The organism is Desulfitobacterium hafniense DCB-2, from assembly GCF_000021925.1.
GTDB lineage: Bacteria > Bacillota > Desulfitobacteriia > Desulfitobacteriales > Desulfitobacteriaceae > Desulfitobacterium > Desulfitobacterium hafniense.
The window spans coordinates 3,953,372-3,973,053 of record NC_011830.1 but is presented as its reverse complement, the minus strand read 5'-3'; the positions used below and the strand labels follow the sequence as shown (position 1 = coordinate 3,973,053).

The following is a 19,682-nucleotide window of genomic DNA, read 5'->3' as shown; positions in this document are numbered from 1 at the left end:
TTGTGAAAGTACGGTCTTTCTTCTTTGCGTGCGCTCTAATAGTGTAGGTAATAAAGTCTTCGATAGTTGTTGCGAAAAACTAGCTGCGGTAATGGAAATGATTCTAAGTATTAAAGGAGAGTGGAAATTATGGAGCCTGTTGCTGGTGCTGACAAAGTTACTGCTAGTAACAAAATAATATTACCTAATGATAAAAAAGTTTATATCCATTGCTTGATTGGTTTGGCTATTATGGCTATTTTTTGGTTTATGGCGCCGATTGAACCGATTACGCCAGTGGGGATGAAGGTCGTTGGCGCTTTTTTGGGCATGGTGTATTTGTGGTCAGCAGTTGGCAGTCTGTGGCCAAGCTTGCTGGGCCTGACCCTGATTGCTTTATCCGGCTATGGCGGGCAAGGCGCTGTCGGCTTTAAAGCCGTTTTCCTCAATGCTTTTGGCGCGGACACGGTTTTGCTGACATTGTTTGCGATGGTTTTGTTTGGCGCTATGGACGAAGCGGGCTGCACCAAATACATTGCGCGCTGGCTGCTGACCCGGAAGATTATTAATGGCCGTCCCTATGCTTTTATGGGTGTAGTCTGGTTTACCTGCTATGTCATTTCTACCTTGGTATCGCCGATCACCGGTCTGATCCTGATGTGGCCGATCACCTTGCGCATTATGGACACCCTGAAGATAGAACGCGGTGATAAAATCTGGCCCTTTTTCTTTGTGGGAATGTTTGCCGTGATGACTTTGGGCCAGCCCTTCTTCCCCTTTATGGGCGCTCAATTGATTGTGGTAAGTGCGTATGGCAGTATGACCGGTGTTCCCGCTGATTTGACACCGGTGCCTTATGTATCTTATATGGCGTTAAACTTTATTATGACGATGCTGCTTATGGTCACGTATATTATCATTTTGAAATTTATCCTGCGCCCGGATGTCAACAAGCTTAAGGGTGTCGATGCTGATCAGCTGGCCAGAGAACAGCCGCTGCCGCCGATGGTTTGGCCCCAGAAGACGATGATGATTATGATACCGTTGTACCTTATTATGCTGCTGGTGCCGAGCTTCCTGGATAAAAGCAATCCGGTGGTAAACCTTTTGGCAACTTTAGGGCCTTTGGGCGTGACTATTGTCTGGATTATCTTTTTTTGCATCATTCGCTACCAAGGCAAAGAAGTATTGAATTTTAAAGAGGTTTCCTATAAACAGTTTAATTGGGGCATTTTCTTCATGATTGCTGCCGCAGTTTACGGTGCAAATGCCTTGTCCAATGACGCTACAGGCGTTAAAGATTTCCTGCTGAACGCGCTGAACCCGATACTGGGCGGACAGTCAGAGATGGGCTTTGTAGCCATCATGTTTACAGTGGCTTTGATCCTTACCAACTTTGCCAACAACGCGGCTATGGCAGTGGTACTGATGCCGGTAGTGCTGGCTTTCTGCGACCAGATGGGCCTGAATCCGATGCCGGTGGCCATGGGCGTGACCATGATGGTCTTCGTGGCTATGCTGACCCCTGCCGCTTCTCCTCATGCCGGCATGATGCATGGGCGTACGGATATCTATAAAACCGGTGAGATTCTGCGCTTGGGCTTCCCGATCTGCCTTGTCACTCTGGTATATTACATCTTCATTGGTTATCCTTTGGCCAAGATGCTGTTTTAAACCAAGGTTGGAGCATGTACGGGCGGAATACGCTGGAAGAAATCGACTAAAAAATAACTCAATTGGTATAAGGAGTGTTGCATAATGAATCCGATCAAAAGTGAACAGATTCCCCATATTATCCATAGACAAAAGGATTTGGAAGAAGCTTTTCTGGCTGAATTCTCAGCGGGTCACTATACGCTGGAGAATCCGCTGGTTAAGCTCAACCCTTATGATATTTGCCCCTTAACGGCCATGGTCTTATTTGAAACACCCGTAGCCACCGAGGCAACCATAATCGTTCGTGGCAAAGAGCACCCCGGAGATATCCGGCATACCTTCCCCGCCGATAAAAAACATATTCTGCCGGTTTATGGTCTCTATGCCGATTACGAAAATAAGATCGAAATCGTCCTGGCCAATGGGCAGAAGAACACCATAACCCTTAAGACCGAGCCCCTTCATCCCGATGTCCCGGTGGCCACCTCGATCAAGACCACCCCGGAATACATGGGCAACAACCTGATGTTTCTGACGGCAGCGATGAAGGCTATGCCTGTAGGCTATGACTATGCCGGAGAAGTTCGCTGGTATGCCACAAGGAACTTTGCCTTTGATCTCAAGCGTATGCCCAATGGACATATTCTCATTGGTACGGAGCGTTTGGTCAAATTGCCCTATTTCACCACAGGTCTATATGAAATGGCCTTTAGTGGGAAGATATTCAAAGAATACCGTCTATCCGGCGGATACCACCATGATCAATTTGTCATGGAAGATGGCAACATTCTGGTGCTTACTTTTGATTTCTACTCAGGTACGGTTGAAGATATGTGCGTGCTCCTGGATGCCATAACGGGAGAAATTCTCAAGTCATGGGACTATAAAAGGGTCCTGCCCCAGGATGTAGCCGGTTCCGGAAGCCAGGATGCCCACGATTGGTTTCATAATAACGCCGTTTGGTACGATAAGAAGACACACAGCTTAAGCTTCTCCGGTCGTCACCAGGATGTGGTGATCAACCTTGATTATGATACAGGTGAGTTAAACTGGATCATTGGGGATCCTGAAGGATGGCCCCAGGACATGGTGGACAAATATTTCTTTACCCCGGTTGGGGAAGGGGAATTTGACTGGCAGTATGAGCAGCATGCTTGCGTCGTTTTACCTGATGGGGATATCATGCTCTTTGATAACGGCCACTTCAGAGCGAAGAAAAAAGAGAATTACTTGCCCAACGGCCGGAATTTCAGCCGTGGTGTGAGGTACCGTATTGATACCGAAAAGATGACCATAGAACAAGTATGGCAATATGGAAAAGAGCGGGGCGCGGAGTTCTTCTCTCCCTACATTTGCAATGTGGAGTATTACAATGAAGGCCATTACCTGGTTCACTCCGGCGGCATCGGCTATGAAAACGGTGAAACCTGCGAAGGTATGGCAGTTATGAAAGTCCTGCAACCGGAGTTTAAGGATAGTGTGTTTACCTTCAATTCCATTACCTGTGAGCTTAAAGATGACGTGCTGATGTATGAGTTGCAAGTACCGGCCAATTGTTACCGGGCTGAAAAATTGCCCCTCTACTATGCCCACGAAACGGCTGAATTAGGTGCGGGCGAAATACTGGGCAATTTAATTGAGACCCAGGAGACAAAGATGAAGATCAAGGCTGTGGAGACAGGTGAAAGAGTGCCGGATCATTATGAGGCATCCATCACAGAAGAAGAGGATCGGGTTCTCTTTAACGCCATCTTCGAGGCCGGGGAAATGGCTCAGCTGCTTTTGGTGGACGGAGACGGCGGGGTAAAGAGATATCCTGTCAATACTGTGCCTCAGGCCTTCCAAGCCATGTGTGTAGGGACGTTCCAGAAAGCTGACCCCCGCAATATCGATGTTTATATCAACAAGACCGGATTATCCGGAAAATATCAAGTAAAGCTCATCGCAGAAGAAAAACTCTATGAGACCGGAGTGTCTATTACAGCTTAAGTATAATAGGCAAAGAGATAGGCAAAAAACAAACGGCTGGAGAGCAGGGGATGACCCTATTCTTCAGCCGTCTGCAATTTCTGCTTGTCATGGGGTTGACGAGTGAGCCAGATGATGTCTTAAAAACAAAGAGGAAGAATGAAGGATCAGTGGGCACCAGGGCGGTCCAAAGCCCGGTACTGAAGGGCTTCAGCAAGATGGCGAGGCAGGATAGAGTCCTCACTATCCAAATCGGCAATGGTGCGGGCAACCCTGAGAATCCTGTCATGACTGCGGGCGCTAAGGTGTTGACGATCGAACACACTGCGCAAAAGCTGTTCACCTGTGGAGTCGAGGCGGCAAAAAGCTGATGTTTCCCCAGCGCTCATTTCCGCATTGGTTCGGCTTTCTCCCAGGCGGATCCATTGGCATTGGCGGGCCTTAAGGACACGTTTTTGAACATCTGCTGAGGTTTCGCTTTCCGGATAGCGGTGGAGCTCATCAAACTCCACCCGGGGAACTTCTATATGAAGATCAAGGCGGTCAAGCAAGGGGCCGGATATCCGGCCGCGGTAATGACTGATTTGCCATGGTGTACAGGTACAGACCCGCGCTGAATCCCCGTTCCAGCCGCAGAGACATGGATTCATACTGCAGACGAGGCTCAAACGTGCCGGGTACCTGACACTGCCCCGCTGGCGGGTTAAGGTAAGTTCCCGGTCTTCCAGGGGTTGACGCAGAGATTCCAGGACTCCCCGGGAAAACTCCGGCAATTCATCCAGAAAGAGCACGCCATGATTGGCAAGAATGAGTTCACCGGGCTTAAGATCATGCCCGCCACCGAGAATTCCGCTTACAGTTGCCGAATGGTGGGGCTGCCGAAAGGGTCTCTTCCGGATAAGCTGCCCGTTATGGCCGAGCAAGCCGGCGATGCTGTAAATCTTTGTGACTTCCAGGCTTTCAGAGCGGGTTAAAGGAGGCAGAATGCCTGCATAGGCTTTGGCAAGCATGGTTTTACCAGAGCCGGGGGGACCTATGAGCAGAAGGTTGTGCCCACCGGCAGCGGCGATTTCTAAGGCTCGTTTGGCTTGCTGCTGTCCCCGAATACTGCTTAAATCGATAGGATGATCCGCAGTTACTTCTGGTGAGGAGGATTTTGCCTGGGGATTGCCGAAGAGTTGATCCGTTTCCAAAGAATGGACCAGCTGGGCCAGATACGCTGCGGAGCCGCTTTTAATCTCTTCAATGAGGTTAGCTTCAGGAAGGTTTTCTGGAGGAACGATTAGATCATAGTCACTGTGCGGGGCTAAGGATACGGCCATGGCGAGAATTCCGGGGACCGGCCGCAACTGCCCTTCAAGGGATAACTCCCCGACAAAGACGGTATGAGAAAGACCTGCAAATGAACATTGCCCGGTAGCCGCTAAAATGCCGATGGCAATAGGCAAATCTAAACTGGAACCATCCTTTTTCAGATCAGCAGGAGCCAGATTAACCGTAATACGCTGCAAGGGAAAATCAAACCCTGAATTTTTGATGGCTGAGCGAACCCGCTCCCGGGACTCACGTACGGCAGCCTTGGCCAGCCCAACGATGCTGAACTCAGGCAAACCATTGGAGACATCCACTTCCACCCGTATTAAATGCGCCTGAATACCGGAAACCGCCATGCCATGAACAGCAGCAAACATCCAAATCCCTCCCATAGGAGGAAGAATTCGACAAAATATTAGAGTTTCCTTCCAAGGTGTTTTGGGAATTTGTAAAAATTAGGCTCCTCCAGCGTAGTGATTTTCACAGCCGACTACGGTGGGAGGAGCCTAGGATTCTCTCATTTTATTCGTTTAAGGTAAGCCGTTTCTATTTGTAGGATGTCAATCTTGGCTTCAATACGCTCTAAGGAGCGTGAAACATTTTGATTGACATCTTTTTGTAGTTCTCTGCTGTCAAATAAAGCTGTGATTTTCCTCGTTAAATCTTCTTCCATGCGAGCCTGAGATTGTTTAAGGTTGGAGATATCTGTTTTCATATCGGTGATATCGATCTTCATAACTTCGATATCTTCTTCCATGCGGACCTGAGATTGCTTGAGGTTAGAGATATCTGTTTTCATATCGGTGATATCGATCTTCATAGCATCAATATCTTTTTCCATGCGGACCTGAGATTGTTTGAGGTTAGAGATATCTGTTTTCATATCGGTGATATCAGCCTTCATGGTGTTGATATCAGCCTGCATCACTTCTTGGTTGATTGCTAAGGTATCTATGCTTTTAGTGAGTGTACTCAGCTGCTGGATGACTAATTCCTGAAATTGGCCGTTATCCAACTTATCAACCCTCCTTATCAACTGGGCATCCCGCTCAAATTTGCTCTCCAGATAATCATATAAGACAAGCTTGGGGTTGTAAAGCGCAAAAAACAATTTCTGGAACATTATTAGGAAATAGAGGAAGTGGGAAGGATTGGTCGAATATCTAATCGTATATTTATGAATAGCAACGACTATGCTATAATTATTATTTAAGATTAATAGATAGGGTGTGTATGTCATTGATGGCCCGGTTGGAAACTTTAAAGGATAAAAAACCTGATTTTGACCCGCAAAAGAAGAATACTATGCAGGCAATTGCTCAATTAGTTCGTCCACGACAATGGGTTAAGAATTCCTTTGTCTTCATCGGTCTCCTTTTTACTCAAAACCTTAACCAACACCTGATTCTAAAGGTCATCATTGCTGCGGTGGCCTTTTGTCTTGTTTCCAGCGCAGTCTATGTGATGAATGATTTTGTCGATCGAGATTATGATCGGAATCATCCGACTAAATGTAAGCGTCCCCTTGCTTCAAATCGGGTGACCCTTTCTGCGGCAGGCTCGGTTTTCGTACTGTTTCTGCTGGGGGGACTTCTCTTGGGCTGGCATGTGTCAAAAATTGCTGCCGGAATTCTTGTTTTGTATGTTGCCCAGAATTTGGCTTATACAAAGGGGCTTAAGCGGATTGTGCTCATCGATGTATTTATTATTGCCCTGGGCTTTATGATGAGGATTCTCATGGGAACCTGGGGGGTGGGAATTCCCCCTTCAGAGTGGCTCTTATTGTGTGGCTTTATGGTAGCTCTTTTTATGGGCTTCGGAAAGCGGTGTTCCGAATTGAACGAATTGAGCGTGGATGCCGGATTGCATCGGCCTGTTTTGGAACGATACAGCCCCGGATTGCTGAATCAATTGCTGGGGATTACGGCCGGAGGGGTTATCTTTACCTACAGTCTATATACTCTCGATTCGGCAACGGTGGCTCTTCATCATACCACCAATCTCATTTATTCAGTGCCCTTTGTCATCTATGGTATTTTCCGCTATCTTTATCTTATTCATAAAGGTGAGGCCGGAGATCCATCCAAACTTGTCACTAAAGACAGGCATCTCATCGCGGTCGTTATGCTTTGGGTTCTCTATGTTTTGTGGACTCTTAAGCTTCATGATTTAGTATTAGGGGTGTTGTGATGTTCTGGATTCTGCTCATTGGTTTGCTGGCTGATGCACTGTGGGTCATGCTGGTACCCACAGTGCCTTTTTCAGATTTCTCATATTATCACCACTTAGCAACCCAAATTGCCGCTGGCGGACCATGGGGTGATACCTACACATCTGTCGGTTATCCTATTTTCCTGGGATTCTTTTATAAGCTGTTCGGGAGTTCGCTCTGGGTTGCCAAATGTTTAAATATTGCCCTGAGCACAACAAATAATATCCTTGTCTATTTTCTGCTTAAAAAGATCTCCATTCCAGGGAGGCTGCGGAATACCTTCCTTTTGCTCTTTGTTTTATTCCCGATGAATGTTTACTACAATAGCTTAGTGGCTTCGGAAATTCTTTTTACCACAGGGCTGCTCTCGGTATTATTGCTCTACTTTTCCAATCTGCGTTGGAAGTATGTTGGGATTGGCCTGCTGACGGGACTCAATGCCATGGTGAAGCCCTTTTTTCCGGCCTTCGTTCTGGCCGTCTTCCTGGTCGAAGTTTTAAGCGAGAGGAATTTCCGGCAGAGTCTTAAGCGGTCTGGAATCGTGCTTCTCGTGGCGCTTGTGGTGCTATCCCCCTGGCTCTACCGAAATTCCAAGATATTTGGGGAGTTTTGCTATATTTCCAACAACAGCGGCATCGTTCTCTACATTAACAACAACTCTCAGAATAAAGTGGGAGGCTGGATGCCTGCCGAGGACGTTGCTGATTCTCTGGTTAAAACACCGGTCTATCAGGAGGCCAATGCCCTTGAAAAGAATAAGATGCTTAGCGCGGCAGCCAAAGAGTGGATCGCAGGCCATCCTGTTGAATTTGTCGGTTTGGGAATAAAGCGGCTTGCCCGCACCTTTCTGTTCGTCGGGGATATTAATTATGCCTTGCGAGGGACGGCGCTCGCAGTGCCGAGTATTCAAATGTTCCTTGCTGCTCCAGGGAGTAATTGGCTATCGTTTTTCTTATTCCTGACCTCCGAGCTGGTGCGGGCCCCCGTCTTCTGGCTGGGCTGCCTCGGCATACTAAGTTATTCCTGGCGGGTTCTGAGAGGCTTTTTCCGCTCGGGTGGAGGGGGACCAAGAAGAATCAATAAAGAGAAACTTACCCTCTTGATAACATTCTTGATGTTTGCCGGCATCTATTTTATCACAGAGGGGCAGAGCCGTTACGCTTTCCCAACGGTGATGATGTTAATCTATTTCGCCCTTTGGCGGGTGTATCAATGGCAGGATGAGATGGGGGAATAAGATGTTAGGGCAAATTATCATCTCGGTGATTCTGGGAGCATTTGGCCAGATCCTCGTAAAAATCGGAGCAAAAAATCTTGAACTGGATTTTGCTCCTGAGAATTTACTGAGAAGCCTCGGTGCAATTATGCAAAACTTCCCGGTGATGTCGGGGCTGTTTCTCTACGGGGTAAGCTTCATATTATGGATTAAAGTGTTGACTAAGACGGAATTAAGCTATGCGTACCCTTTTGTTAGCCTGGGCTATATTTTTATCATGGCGTTTTCGGTTATGGTCTTTAAAGAGAATATTTCCTTTTACCGGGTGCTGGGAACGGTGTTGGTTATTGTCGGCGTTATTTTTATTTCCAGGAGCTAGGACTCTGCAACACCTGGGAAGCCTCTTCGCTTGATTTAATTTGCTATTGGATAGAGATGTGCTCCTCTGACTGCAGTGGGTTTTTACTAACCTGACTGGGTTGGCGGAGCATTTTTTTTATTAAATTATATTTGACAAATAGGATAGGGGGGTATACTATAATTTCAGGAGGTGGACACTTATGGACAAAAAAATGGAACACTGTCCAGCTTGCCATGACTCAAATTCTCAGAAAAGTGAAAGACTAAGCCATCATAACGAAAAGACCATTCGTGAATTGGCCAACCGGATGAATCGCATCGAAGGTCAGATTCGCGGTATCAAAGGAATGATTGAAAATCATGCCTACTGTGACGATGTATTAAACCAGATTGCTTCGGCTCAAGCCGCTCTTAACGGAGTCTCCAAGCTTCTTCTGGAAAAACACATGAAATCCTGTGTGCTTGAGCAACTTCAGGAGGGCAACGAGCAAGTCATCGATGAGCTGGTCAAAACCATGCACAGAATGATGAAATAAGCGGCAGCAAGGACTTATAGCGGGATAGAAGCCGAGGGGGCGAGATAATGAGTAAAAAGAATACAGCAATCAAGGTGACCGGCATGACCTGTGAGCATTGCGTGGGCCGGGTAAAGAAAGCCCTGGAAAGTTTGCCGGAGCTGGAGAATGTCAACGTCTCTCTGGAGAACGGGGAGGCCAGCTTTGACTGGACCGGAGAAGGCTTAAGCATGGCAAGAGTGAAAGATGTCATCGAAGAAGCGGGCTATACAGTGATAGAGGACCAAGAAGCTCAGCAAAGGGTTCCGGTTCAGGCTCAGGGGATGCTTATGAAAGAACTGAATGTTTATGGTATGACCTGTGAGCATTGTGTGCGTAGGGTGAAAAAAGCTTTGGAGAACCTCCCTGAAGTGGCCGATGTGGAAGTTTCCCTGGCGGAGTCAAAAGCCGCCTTTCGTCATAATCCGGCCATAACCACAGAGGCACAGATTAAAGAAGCAATCCAGGAGGCGGGATATTCTACAGAAGCCACAGAATCCATTGAAGTCACTGAAGCCTCCGTACCGGACATTCAAGAATCGGAAAGCCCTGCACAGGAATCAGTTAACGAGAAGAAGCAACTTAAAATAACCGGTATGACCTGTGCCAATTGTGCCCTGACCATTGAAAAGGGAATGGCCAAGCTGCCGGGGGTCAAAGCCGCTACGGTCAATTTTGCCTCAGAGAAACTTTCCTTGGATTATGACCCGGCACTTCTCGATGAGAAAACTATCCTTGAGAAGGTCAAGGATTTGGGTTATGGGGCTTATATGGAAAGGGATGAAGGAAAAGCCCAGTTTAAAGTGAGCGGTATGACCTGCGCTAATTGTGCTCTTACCATTGAAAAGAAATTGCGCAATACACCGGGAATTCAGACTGTAGCCGTTAATTTTGCGACAGAAAGCGTCACGGCAGAATATGATCCCAACCTGATCGATCTGGAGACCATCTATGAACAGGTCAGAGATGCAGGCTATACCCCCATTGAGAATAAAGAGGAATCCCGTGAGGATAACCATGTGAAATCCCAGCGCAACTGGGTCATCTTCAGTGCAGTGCTGTCGGCGCCCCTGATGCCCATGATGTTTATGCCCATGACCCATGGCATCATGTATACTATGTTTATTCTGGCCACCATCGTTCAATTTACGGCTGGCTTGACATTTTATCGGGGAGCTTACCATGCCCTGAAGAACCGCTCCACCAATATGGATGTGCTGGTCGCTATGGGTATCACAGCTGCTTATGGCTATAGTGTGATGACAACCTTTCCCCATATTTTCTTCGAGGGGGATACCTTCTTTGACACATCGGCTCTTCTGATCACCTTTGTGCGTTTCGGCAAGTACCTGGAAGCAAAAGCCAAGGGACGTGCCGGGCAGGCCCTAAAACGTCTCCTTGAGCTGCAAGCGGATCGAGCCCGTCTGTTGATTAATGGAGAAGAAAAGGAGGTCCCCGCCTCCAGTGTCAAAATCGGGGATATCGTCCTGGTGAAGCCCGGTGAAAAGATTCCTGTGGATGGAGTGATTGTTGAAGGGCAAGCCAGCATCGATGAGTCCATGATTACGGGAGAATCGATACCTGTTGATAAAGGTGCCGGTGAAAATGTGATCGGAGCAACCATCAACCGTTCGGGAAGCATTAAAGTCTCCACCACCAAAACAGGCAAGGACAGTGTCCTTTCCGGAATTATTAAAATGGTGGAGGACGCCCAAGGAGTTAAGCCGCCCATTCAACGTCTGGCAGATAAGATATCCAATGTCTTTGTGCCCGTGGTGGTAGCTATCTCCATACTTACCTTCATCATCTGGTATGTATTTTTGGACAGTGCCTTTGTCTTCGCCTTCACCGCCGCCATTGCCGTCCTGGTCATAGCCTGCCCCTGTGCTTTAGGGTTGGCGACGCCCACAGCCATTATGGTGGGGAGCGGTGTCGGTTTAAACCGGGGGATCCTCTTCAAATCAGCTGCCGTGCTTGAAGGAATAGCCAAAGTGGAGGCTATTGGCTTTGACAAAACAGGCACCTTAACCAAAGGGAAACCGGAAGTAACCCATCTTATGGCCTATGAAGGATATGCCCAAAAGGACCTGCTCAGGATTGCTGCGGCAGGGGAGAACCCTTCCATTCATCCCTTGGCTCAAGCTATTGTCCAAAGAGCTAAAGATGAAGGGATCGAGGTGGAGGAAGTTCAGGACTATCATGAAGAAAGTGGTCACGGCACCCTTTGCTCTTACCAAGGCAAGAAATTGCTCATCGGCAATAAAAAGCTGATGCTCAAAGAGAATATTCCCACTGAAGCAGTAGAGAAGGATTTTCAGGAATTGGCCAATGAAGGAAAAACCACCAGCTTTGTGGCCTATGACGGGAAAGTCATTGGCATCATCGCCTTGGCCGATGTCTTAAAGGAGAGTACGCAAGAAGCGATTAAACGCCTGCACGGCCTGGGGATTAAAACCTTCATGATTACCGGGGATAATAAGAAAGTCGCCACCGTCATCGGCAATGAAGTAGGCATCGACGAAGTGGTGGCGGAGGTCCTCCCTCAGGACAAAATTGAGATCATCAAGAGGTACCAAAATGATGGCCTGAAAGTGGCCATGGTTGGGGATGGGATCAATGATGCCCCCGCTTTAGCTCAGGCCGATATCGGCATCGCCATCGGCTCAGGAACGGATGTGGCCAAAGAAACCGGGGATGTGGTCCTGGTGCGCAATGATCTTCTCGATGTGGAACGGGCCATTCGCCTTGGCCGCAAAACCTTAACCAAGATTAAGCAGAATTTATTCTGGGCTCTCATTTACAATACACTGGGAATCCCCATTGCCGCCGGAGTGCTTTTTCCGATTACCGGAGAGCTCTTGCCCCCGGAATGGGCGGGCCTGGCCATGGCCTTTTCCTCAGTGTCCGTAGTGACCAGCTCGCTGCTGCTCTCCAGGTATAGTAAAGAACTGGTTGATTAAACATTGTTATGCTCTCCTTCTACAGGATGGAGGAATAAATAAAGGGAGGTTAAGAACCATGAATCAAACCTTAAAAGTTACCGGAATGACCTGCAATCATTGCAAAGCCCATGTGGAAAAAGCCTTGCTGAAAGTGGGCGGAGTCCAACAGGTAGATGTGAATTTAGAAAAAGGAGAAGCAGTAGTCGCCGGATCAGCCGGACGGGAAGAGCTGATTAAAGCTGTGGAAGACGCCGGTTATAACGCTGAGTGATGCATGTTTTGCCAGGGGATTTGCCATACTAAGATTTGAGCAATACCAATCTTAATGAGGTGAGAATTATGGCATTAATTCCTAATGACCCTTTCCGGATGTTCAATCACTATTGGGATGAGATGGAGCGTAATTATCTTCGCGGCCGTGGCAAAGAGGAACTTTCCCAGTTTCTTTACCGGGTGGATGTGGAAGAAACAGCGGACCAAGTGTTCGTCACAGCGGAGATTCCCGGTCTTGAGAAGAGAGAAGATCTGCATATTGAGGTTGATGAAAAGCTTTTGACCATCAGTGGTGAGATCAAACGGGCTGCATCGACAAGTGAACGTTCTTCTCACCACACGGAGAGATATTACGGGAAGTTCAGCAGGACGCTCACCCTTCCGGCAGTGGTAAAAGCAGACGGCTCCCATGCCAGCTACAAAAATGGGATTTTGGAATTGTCTTTTCTCAAGGATCGTCACCCGGCAGCCCGCACCATCGAAGTGGATTTTCATTAGAGTACCGGCATTTAGAAAGGGGCTCGCAAGATTCGAATCTGGATTCGAATCTTACGAGCCCTCATTACCGTCCTTGTCCTAGGACAAACGACCGGCCATATTGCGTTCGGCGATCTCAATTGCCTTTTTCACCATATTGCCACAATCCCGGGATGAAACGCCACTGAACCCTTCCTGATTTAAGGTATTCGAAAATCCAAGCTCCTGGGCTATCTGCTGCTTAAGGTTATCGGACATGGTACTGCGACGTCTGGACATTTGGATTCCTCCTTTCACCTTAGGGAAATACATCTCCTTGCCATTTAAGCAAGTAACACTAGTTTGCATCGCTTCCCTGAACTTTATGTGTGAGGAAAGAGTTGTTCTCAGATCTTCTTGGAGCTCCTTAGCTCAGATAAGGGATAAATAATTAGATGAAAGCCAGAAAAACTGTTATGATAAACCCAATTTATGCCCAACAAAAAATAAAGCAACAAAAGGAGGAAGGGATGTGCCGCTTTTATTCGGGACGGCCGGGGTTCCTTTATCGGCCAAAGAACGTTCCACAGAAGCAGGGGTCAAGCGCGTCCGGGAGCTTCAGCTGGATGCTATGGAAGTAGAATTTGTCCAAGGGGTCCGCATGGGGGAAGAAAAAGCCCAAAAAATTGCTCAAATAGCTGTGGAAGAGAAGGTTGCCCTAAGCTGCCACGGCCCTTATTGGATTAACTTTAATTCTCAGGAACCTGAGAAAGTAGCGGCCAGCCGTGAGCGCCTTTTGCATAGTGCACGCATCAGCAAAATTTTAGGTGTTAAGAGTGTAGTATTCCATCCTGCTTTTTACCATCAGGATGATCCTCAGGTTGTCCTGGTAAGAACCGCTGGGGAACTCATGAAGGTTCGGGAGATTCTGGATGCGGAAGGGAATGATGTCATATTACGGCCGGAGACAACGGGGAAGCCCTCACAGCTGGGCACTCTGCAGGAGGTTCTGACCTTGGCGCAAGCAGTTCCAGGGGTCTTGCCCTGTATTGATATCAGTCATCTGCATGCCCGCAGCAATGGGCGGATCAATACCTATGATGAATTCTGTCAAGTCCTGGAGGCTGCGGCAGAATCCCTGGGGGACCGCTGGGTTAAGCATGTTCACTTTCATGTCTCCGGGATTGATTATGGTGTTAAGGGAGAGAAAAAGCACCTCATACTTAAAGAATCCGATTTGCGCTATCCAGAGTTAATGAAAGCATTTCACACTTTCGGTGTGGAAGGATTGGTGATTTGTGAAAGTCCCAATCTCGAAGAGGATGCCCTGCTCCTGCAAACGACTTACCGCACTATGGCTTAGTTCGATTATTCGGTGCGCAAGGCTTCCACAGCATCCTTTTGGGAGGCCAGCCGGGCGGGGATGTGGCCCCCTAATACGGTTATTACGGTGCTGAGGATGACTAAGAGAACAGCATGATCCAGCCTTAAATGGGAGGCATTGGTGAGGCCGGTCGACTCATGGATGGCTTGATTGATGGGGAAGGTGCAGGACCAGGCTACCATAACGCCGAGCACACCGGAAAAAACTCCGAGAATAAAAGTTTCAGCATCAAATACTCTGGTAATATCCTTTTTTCTGGCCCCCAGTGCTTTTAAAATACCGATTTCTTTGGTCCGTTCCAAAACACTGGTGTAGGTAATGATGCTGATCATAATCATACTGACCACCAAAGAAATAGCGGCAAAGGCGATCAGAACCAGGGTGATGCCATCCATAATTCCTTTCGTCAGACTGGAAAGGGTCCCGGCCAAATCGGTAAAGGTAATGACATCCTCTTCAGCTTTGCCCACATTATATTGCTCAATATAGTTGATGACTTCGTCCTTGGCGTCAAAGTCCTTAGGAAAAACCATGACCATATAGGGCGAAGGGTCACCCCCTAAATAAGCGAGCAGAAGTTCTTTGGTGTTTGCGTCGATTTTCTCCCTGGATAAAACATTATAATCAGCATCCCGCTGAGCGATCACAATATCGGAATCCATAGCGTTATCAATAACTTTTTGGGACAGCTGATCATCATAAGCGATCCCGGAGGCCAGCATAGACATACTGGTTCCAGCTTTAGGGCGAACCACACCGGAAATCCTGATGGTAAAACCCTGCTCGGAGGTATAGTTTTTCTCATAATCATTGGCCGGGAGATAGGTTCCGAAGGAAGTTTTCGTGTAGAAGTCGTTATTATGGATCACTCTGTACTCTGTTCCTACAACAGCGGAGAAGGCGATACGGTCACTTCCTTCTACTGCAAACCCTAAAGCCCCCAGGGTCCCCTTTTCGATTTGATTTTGATTATTTAATACCAGGACCACGTCTGTAAGTTGCAGGGGATAGTCACCGTTCAGTAATTCATAATTGTCTGCCAGGTAACTATTATTTCCGGAAACAGCGCTGGGAAAGGAGGACAAACCTACTGAGCTTGAGGAGGTCATATTGCCTGAGGGAGGTCCATTGCTCAGAGTGATGGGAAGGTACTTATCCTCAGTCTTCCGTAAGAGGTTCATCTGGACCACCCGGGTATAGCCAATACTGCCCACAATATCCGGGGAGACATTCTCTAAGTAGTCGATAAACTCTTGAGAAAGATCGTTCTTATGAGTAATAACGTTTTTACTGGAATCGACGATCACAATTTCATCAGCAGTGGAAGCGGCAGGGGTACCATAAATCCGATCCCGGATTTCCAGGGTCATATTGTTCAGATCGTTGGCATTCATCTGTTGAGTTTCCTGGGAAATAATGATCGGGAACTCAGCCATGGCATCGAATTGAAATTCATCAATCTCGGAACGAAAGCCTGTGGATAAGCTTAAAATGACGGCGATCCCGATGATACCGATACTGGAAGCAAGAGCAGTGAGAAAGGTACGCCCTTTTTTGGTCCATAAATTTCGGAAGGATAAGTTAAGAGCAGTCAAAAAGCTCATTCCCGTTTTCTTAAGGTGAAAATACTCGGGTTGGGGGGGAGCTCCATAGGGGTTAGTATCGTCAATAATCTTGCCGTCGGAAAAGCGGATAATGCGGTCTGCGTAGGTTTTGGCCAACTGAGGATTGTGGGTAACCATAATCACCAGCCGATCCTTGGATACTCCTTTGATCAGATCCATAATCTGAACACTGGTAGTGCTATCCAAGGCTCCCGTAGGTTCATCGCATAAAAGAATTTCCGGATCATTGGCGAGAGCCCGTGCTATGGCAACCCTTTGCATCTGTCCCCCGGACAGTTGATTGGGTTTTTTATGCAGATGCTCCTTAAGTCCGACTTTTTCCAGAATGTCCAAGGCCTTTTGGCGTTTGGCCTGTTTGGAGACTCCGCTCAAAGTCATCCCCATTTCCACATTAGCCACGATACTGATATGAGAAATCAAATTATAGCTTTGGAAAACAAAGCCTACCGAGTTATTGCGATAGGCATCCCATTCATACTCTTTAAAGGCTTTGGTGCTTTTCCCTTTGATAATCAAGTCTCCTGAATCGTAATGATCCAGTCCGCCGATCATGTTTAAGCAGGTGGTCTTTCCGGAGCCGCTGGTACCCAATATAGCCACAAACTCTTTATCCCGAAAGGAAAGGTTGATACCATCAAGAGCCTTCGTTTCGATATCCCCTACCCGATAGGTCTTTTTAATGTCTTTAAGCTCAAGCATGACAGCCTCCTGAGAGTATACCCTAAGCGTATACATAATGGGTCTCCTGGGTATTTTCTCTTTTACTGATGGTTTTAATGCAGGGTCAGGCCAAGTTTCTTTATGGATAAGGAGGAAAAACAAAAGTCTGAAAAGAATATACAAGGAATTGGGAAACAATTTAGGAATGTGCCGAGGCATGGCAAAAGCAAGTTGACTTTAGGGAGGATGAGAAATGAATTATTCAGCAGCTCATGATGTGGCCCTTGAGAAATTCCGCAAGGCAACCCTTGAGGAAATATCAGAATACTCCGGTTACCCCATCGATGGCAATAGGATCAAGATAGAATTCCTGGATCGAAGATTTGAGGTTGACTATCCATCCGGTCAATTTTATGCTGAGACAACACTGAATGAGGAGATTTCTGTTCCCACTCAGATACTGATACTTCATTATTTAGTGAACCGCTCGCCCGCTATGCAGACCGGGCAATTAATATCTTATAAAGAACTGCCGGGGGGAAATATCTATATACAACCATTTACCAACCGTGCCATTAATCCTTTGGTTAAAACCTTTGGTTCCCAAAGGTCAAAGCTTATTCAGGCGGCGGTTGCTTTGGGAGGGGAAGTCGTTTCTCTGGGCGATGCTGCCGTGGTTCTCAGTGTATTCCCCAAGGTGCCCATCACCTTGGTGATCTGGGAGGCTGATGATGAGTTTCCGGCCACCGGCAATATTCTTTTCGATTCCTCGGCCGGCACGGTTCTTCCCACAGAAGACTATGCAGTCTTAGCCAGCCAGGTAGTGTTCGCCTTGCGTAAATTAGCATCTCAATGAGCCGGATGGGGCGAAAAATTATTCATAGCATAGCTGGGGAGAGAGCTGAAAAAAGCTAAGGATGAGATTAAAGAAAATCAGGTCATATATCCCTGCAAAGCAATAAGTAAACCAATGGGTTAAATGATAATTATTTTTATTAAAAATATTGAATAAAGGCCTTGACATAGATTTAACAAGCTTATATAATTGCAAATGTAATCCGGATTATGAAAATCTATAGAGCTTGTATGGCAGAAATTTGTCTAACAAGTGTTTTTTTTGGCCAGATACTTGTTATGACAAATGTAGTTAATGCAAATATTGAATAAGCAATAGTTGGTTATGCAACGACTTGTATATTCAGTGTTTTCGTTAAAAGATTTATTTTCACAGATAGACTCGTTCTGGGTCATAGGGCAGAAGAGGTATTTCTTCATAGGAGGCTTTTCAAGTTAGTGTAATTTTTAGCTTTTTTATTAAAGCTAAAACGTAAAAAATAACAAGTTCTCAAGATTAGGGAGGAAAAGAAGAGATGAAAAAGATTTTGGGTGTTGTGCTTTCTTTAGGGTTAATCGTTGGGCTTGCCGGTTGTTCGAGCCAGGCTCCTGCAGCTACTGCTGCCTCCACTCCGGAACCGATTAAGATGGGCCGCGTTGATGCTGCCGCTCATGGTACCAACGCCGTAGCCATTGCTGTCGTTGCAGTTCAAGGGGACAAGATCGTTGGTGTATCACTTGACGAGTACCAATTCATGCCTGCTGATAAAGCTAAAGGTCTTGCCAATACGGAAGGTCTGGCTGCCAAGAACTATAAGGATCCTGCTCAAGTCCTTGCTTCCAAAATTGACAACAATGAATACTACAGCAACAACATGAAAGAAAAAGCAGGCTCCACCGTTGCCTATGCTGACAACTTCAACGCTATTGTCGAATTCTGCGAAGGAAAGACTATCTCCGAATTGGAAGGAATTCTTTCCTCTACTCCTGCAGAAAAGATGCCTGTTGACACAGTATCCGGTTCTACTTTAGCTGATACTGCCGGCTATATCAAAGCTGTTGTTGATGCTGCAAAAGCTGCCAAATAATTTAGCTTACTATTAAATATTAGAGCTCTTCAAGCGTAAAAGAGTGCCCGCTGCCTGAAAAAGGTAGTAAAGGGCGCTCTTTTTTTAATCCCTTAATTTTTAATCCCTTAATAAGGAAGGGATGACTCTTAATGGAGAGGATGCCAATAATCTAAGCCCATAACATCGAATGAACTTTGAGCTCTGGTTTACAATAAAGCTTGAGGAGGTGTATTTATGCATACCGTATGGAAAGGTTCCATCAGTTTCGGCTTAGTCAATGTTCCGGTCAAAATGCATGCTGCTACAGAAACTCATGAATTCCACTTTAATTATTTACATAAAGACTGCCATAATCGTATTCGCTATATCAAGAAATGCCCCCATTGTGAAGTAGAAGTGGCTGCTGAAAATATAATTAAAGGTTATGAATATGAGAAGGATCATTATGTCATTATGGAGGAGGAAGATTTAGCCTCTCTGGAGGCTCCCCTGAGCCGTTCCATTGATATATTGGACTTTATCGATCTCAGTGATATTGATCCGATCTATTATCAAAAATCCTATTATTTAAGCCCGGAAGAAGCGGCCCATAAAGCCTATAAGCTGCTTTGTCAAGCTATGTCCGACACCGGAAAAGTCGCTATAGCCAAACTAACGATGCGCTCCAAACAACACCTGGCCTGTCTTAGGATTATTGACCAGAGCATTATGGTCTTAGAAACCATGTATTATCCGGCAGAAATCAGACATCTGGAGGCAAGCTGGGATAATGTATCCCCTACAGACACAGAAATTGCCATGGCCCGTCAGCTCATTGAGAATTTGGCAGCACCTTTTGCACCGGAGAAATATCGGGATGAATTGCGGGAACAAGTTAAAGAGCTTATCGAGAAGAAGGTCTCCGGAGAAACTTATCGGGTTGCCGCTGCGCCGGAACCGGGAAAAGTCGTGGATTTAATGGAAGCTTTACGGGCCAGCATCGCCATGACCGATCAGAAAAAGCAGCAAAATACAGCAGAATCGGAAACGGAGGAAAAGCCAACAAAATCCACATTAACTCCCCGGGGACGACGCAAGGTAAAGGGAGCATAATTTTGGATTTGCCTAAAAGTCAGGCAGGAAAAAAACGATTTTCAGAGAATACATCATTATTTTTAGTAATAGTATAAAATTCGACAT

General features: G+C 46.6%; 17 protein-coding genes. 13 read left to right on the top strand and 4 right to left on the bottom strand.

Annotated elements, in window-relative coordinates:
• Nucleotides 1-129: 129 nt before the first annotated feature.
• On the top strand, nt 130-1,653 hold the full coding sequence (locus DHAF_RS18645) for an SLC13 family permease (RefSeq protein ID WP_005813244.1): 1,524 nt from the start codon (nt 130-132) through the stop codon (nt 1,651-1,653).
• Between the two features lie 84 nt (nt 1,654-1,737).
• A complete protein-coding gene (locus DHAF_RS18640; RefSeq protein ID WP_015944755.1) occupies nt 1,738-3,624 on the top strand; it encodes an aryl-sulfate sulfotransferase in 1,887 nt (628 codons plus the stop codon).
• A 146-nt stretch (nt 3,625-3,770) separates the two neighbouring features.
• On the opposite strand, the gene DHAF_RS18635 is transcribed toward DHAF_RS18640, so the two are convergent.
• Together DHAF_RS18635 and DHAF_RS18630 are read right to left on the bottom strand one after the other, a co-directional pair.
• A complete protein-coding gene (locus DHAF_RS18635) occupies nt 3,771-5,294 on the bottom strand; it encodes a YifB family Mg chelatase-like AAA ATPase (protein ID WP_015944754.1) in 1,524 nt (507 codons plus the stop codon).
• Between the two features lie 140 nt (nt 5,295-5,434).
• The gene (locus DHAF_RS18630; protein ID WP_041271991.1) at nt 5,435-5,932 is read right to left on the bottom strand and encodes a hypothetical protein; all 498 of its coding nucleotides are present in this window, start codon (nt 5,930-5,932) and stop codon (nt 5,435-5,437) included.
• Nucleotides 5,933-6,159: 227 nt separating this feature from the next.
• On the opposite strand from DHAF_RS18630, the gene DHAF_RS18625 reads away from it, so the two are divergent.
• The 7 genes from DHAF_RS18625 to DHAF_RS18595 all read left to right on the top strand — a co-directional run bounded on the left by DHAF_RS18625 (nt 6,160) and on the right by DHAF_RS18595 (nt 12,972).
• Nucleotides 6,160-7,107 carry a decaprenyl-phosphate phosphoribosyltransferase gene (locus DHAF_RS18625; RefSeq protein ID WP_005813250.1) on the top strand — a complete coding sequence of 316 codons (948 nt, stop codon included), beginning with the start codon at nt 6,160-6,162 and terminating at the stop codon, nt 7,105-7,107.
• Nucleotides 7,107-8,366, top strand: coding sequence for a glycosyltransferase family 39 protein (locus tag DHAF_RS18620; protein ID WP_015944751.1), 1,260 nt, complete (start codon nt 7,107-7,109; stop codon nt 8,364-8,366). Before DHAF_RS18625 ends, DHAF_RS18620 begins: the two co-directional genes overlap by 1 nt.
• A 1-nt stretch (nt 8,367) precedes the next feature.
• Nucleotides 8,368-8,724 carry an SMR family transporter gene (locus DHAF_RS18615; protein ID WP_015944750.1) on the top strand — a complete coding sequence of 119 codons (357 nt, stop codon included), beginning with the start codon at nt 8,368-8,370 and terminating at the stop codon, nt 8,722-8,724.
• Nucleotides 8,725-8,905: 181 nt separating this feature from the next.
• Nucleotides 8,906-9,241, top strand: a complete 336-nt coding sequence (locus DHAF_RS18610) for a metal-sensitive transcriptional regulator (RefSeq protein ID WP_005813255.1) — start codon at nt 8,906-8,908, stop codon at nt 9,239-9,241.
• Between the two features lie 47 nt (nt 9,242-9,288).
• Nucleotides 9,289-12,219 carry a heavy metal translocating P-type ATPase gene (locus DHAF_RS18605; RefSeq protein WP_015944749.1) on the top strand — a complete coding sequence of 977 codons (2,931 nt, stop codon included), beginning with the start codon at nt 9,289-9,291 and terminating at the stop codon, nt 12,217-12,219.
• A gap of 58 nt (nt 12,220-12,277) precedes the next feature.
• Nucleotides 12,278-12,472, top strand: coding sequence for a CopZ family metallochaperone (locus DHAF_RS18600; RefSeq protein WP_015944748.1), 195 nt, complete (start codon nt 12,278-12,280; stop codon nt 12,470-12,472).
• A 68-nt stretch (nt 12,473-12,540) separates the two neighbouring features.
• Nucleotides 12,541-12,972, top strand: coding sequence for an Hsp20/alpha crystallin family protein (locus DHAF_RS18595; RefSeq protein WP_015944747.1), 432 nt, complete (start codon nt 12,541-12,543; stop codon nt 12,970-12,972).
• 78 nt (nt 12,973-13,050) lie between these two features.
• On the opposite strand, the gene DHAF_RS18590 is transcribed toward DHAF_RS18595, so the two are convergent.
• Nucleotides 13,051-13,230, bottom strand: coding sequence for a small, acid-soluble spore protein, alpha/beta type (locus tag DHAF_RS18590; protein ID WP_011460425.1), 180 nt, complete (start codon nt 13,228-13,230; stop codon nt 13,051-13,053).
• 232 nt (nt 13,231-13,462) lie between these two features.
• Between DHAF_RS18590 and DHAF_RS18585 the strand changes: the two genes are divergently transcribed.
• Nucleotides 13,463-14,293: a TIM barrel protein gene (locus DHAF_RS18585; RefSeq protein ID WP_015944746.1), complete on the top strand. Its 831-nt coding sequence runs from the start codon at nt 13,463-13,465 to the stop codon at nt 14,291-14,293.
• Nucleotides 14,294-14,298: 5 nt separating this feature from the next.
• Here the strand turns inward: DHAF_RS18585 and DHAF_RS18580 are convergent, their stop codons facing one another.
• Complete coding sequence (locus tag DHAF_RS18580; RefSeq protein WP_005813265.1) at nt 14,299-16,638, bottom strand: ABC transporter ATP-binding protein/permease; 2,340 nt, start codon at nt 16,636-16,638, stop codon at nt 14,299-14,301.
• Nucleotides 16,639-16,852: 214 nt separating this feature from the next.
• Here DHAF_RS18580 and DHAF_RS18575 point away from each other — a divergent pair, with 214 nt between their 5' ends.
• From DHAF_RS18575 to ku, 3 genes are all read left to right on the top strand, one after another.
• Entirely contained in the window at nt 16,853-17,455 is a 603-nt protein-coding gene (locus DHAF_RS18575; RefSeq protein WP_005813269.1) for a DUF3786 domain-containing protein, read from the top strand.
• Nucleotides 17,456-17,969: 514 nt separating this feature from the next.
• Nucleotides 17,970-18,521, top strand: a complete 552-nt coding sequence (locus tag DHAF_RS18570) for a hypothetical protein (protein WP_005813274.1) — start codon at nt 17,970-17,972, stop codon at nt 18,519-18,521.
• A gap of 216 nt (nt 18,522-18,737) precedes the next feature.
• Nucleotides 18,738-19,595 carry a non-homologous end joining protein Ku gene (ku, locus tag DHAF_RS18565; RefSeq protein ID WP_005813277.1) on the top strand — a complete coding sequence of 286 codons (858 nt, stop codon included), beginning with the start codon at nt 18,738-18,740 and terminating at the stop codon, nt 19,593-19,595.
• The last annotated feature ends 87 nt before the right edge of the window (nt 19,596-19,682 follow it).

What these genes read in the sequence shown, in the direction of transcription:
- DHAF_RS18645 (WP_005813244.1), top strand. Translation starts at nt 130, where the DNA reads ATGGAGCCTGTTGCTGGTGCTGACAAAGTTACTGCTAGTAACAAAATA.
- DHAF_RS18640 (WP_015944755.1), top strand. Translation starts at nt 1,738, where the DNA reads ATGAATCCGATCAAAAGTGAACAGATTCCCCATATTATCCATAGACAA.
- DHAF_RS18635 (WP_015944754.1), bottom strand. Translation starts at nt 5,294, where the DNA reads ATGTTTGCTGCTGTTCATGGCATGGCGGTTTCCGGTATTCAGGCGCAT.
- DHAF_RS18625 (WP_005813250.1), top strand. Translation starts at nt 6,160, where the DNA reads ATGGCCCGGTTGGAAACTTTAAAGGATAAAAAACCTGATTTTGACCCG.
- DHAF_RS18620 (WP_015944751.1), top strand. Translation starts at nt 7,107, where the DNA reads ATGTTCTGGATTCTGCTCATTGGTTTGCTGGCTGATGCACTGTGGGTC.
- DHAF_RS18615 (WP_015944750.1), top strand. Translation starts at nt 8,368, where the DNA reads ATGTTAGGGCAAATTATCATCTCGGTGATTCTGGGAGCATTTGGCCAG.
- DHAF_RS18610 (WP_005813255.1), top strand. Translation starts at nt 8,906, where the DNA reads ATGGACAAAAAAATGGAACACTGTCCAGCTTGCCATGACTCAAATTCT.
- DHAF_RS18605 (WP_015944749.1), top strand. Translation starts at nt 9,289, where the DNA reads ATGAGTAAAAAGAATACAGCAATCAAGGTGACCGGCATGACCTGTGAG.
- DHAF_RS18600 (WP_015944748.1), top strand. Translation starts at nt 12,278, where the DNA reads ATGAATCAAACCTTAAAAGTTACCGGAATGACCTGCAATCATTGCAAA.
- DHAF_RS18595 (WP_015944747.1), top strand. Translation starts at nt 12,541, where the DNA reads ATGGCATTAATTCCTAATGACCCTTTCCGGATGTTCAATCACTATTGG.
- DHAF_RS18590 (WP_011460425.1), bottom strand. Translation starts at nt 13,230, where the DNA reads ATGTCCAGACGTCGCAGTACCATGTCCGATAACCTTAAGCAGCAGATA.
- DHAF_RS18580 (WP_005813265.1), bottom strand. Translation starts at nt 16,638, where the DNA reads ATGCTTGAGCTTAAAGACATTAAAAAGACCTATCGGGTAGGGGATATC.
- DHAF_RS18575 (WP_005813269.1), top strand. Translation starts at nt 16,853, where the DNA reads ATGAATTATTCAGCAGCTCATGATGTGGCCCTTGAGAAATTCCGCAAG.
- DHAF_RS18570 (WP_005813274.1), top strand. Translation starts at nt 17,970, where the DNA reads ATGAAAAAGATTTTGGGTGTTGTGCTTTCTTTAGGGTTAATCGTTGGG.
- ku (WP_005813277.1), top strand. Translation starts at nt 18,738, where the DNA reads ATGCATACCGTATGGAAAGGTTCCATCAGTTTCGGCTTAGTCAATGTT.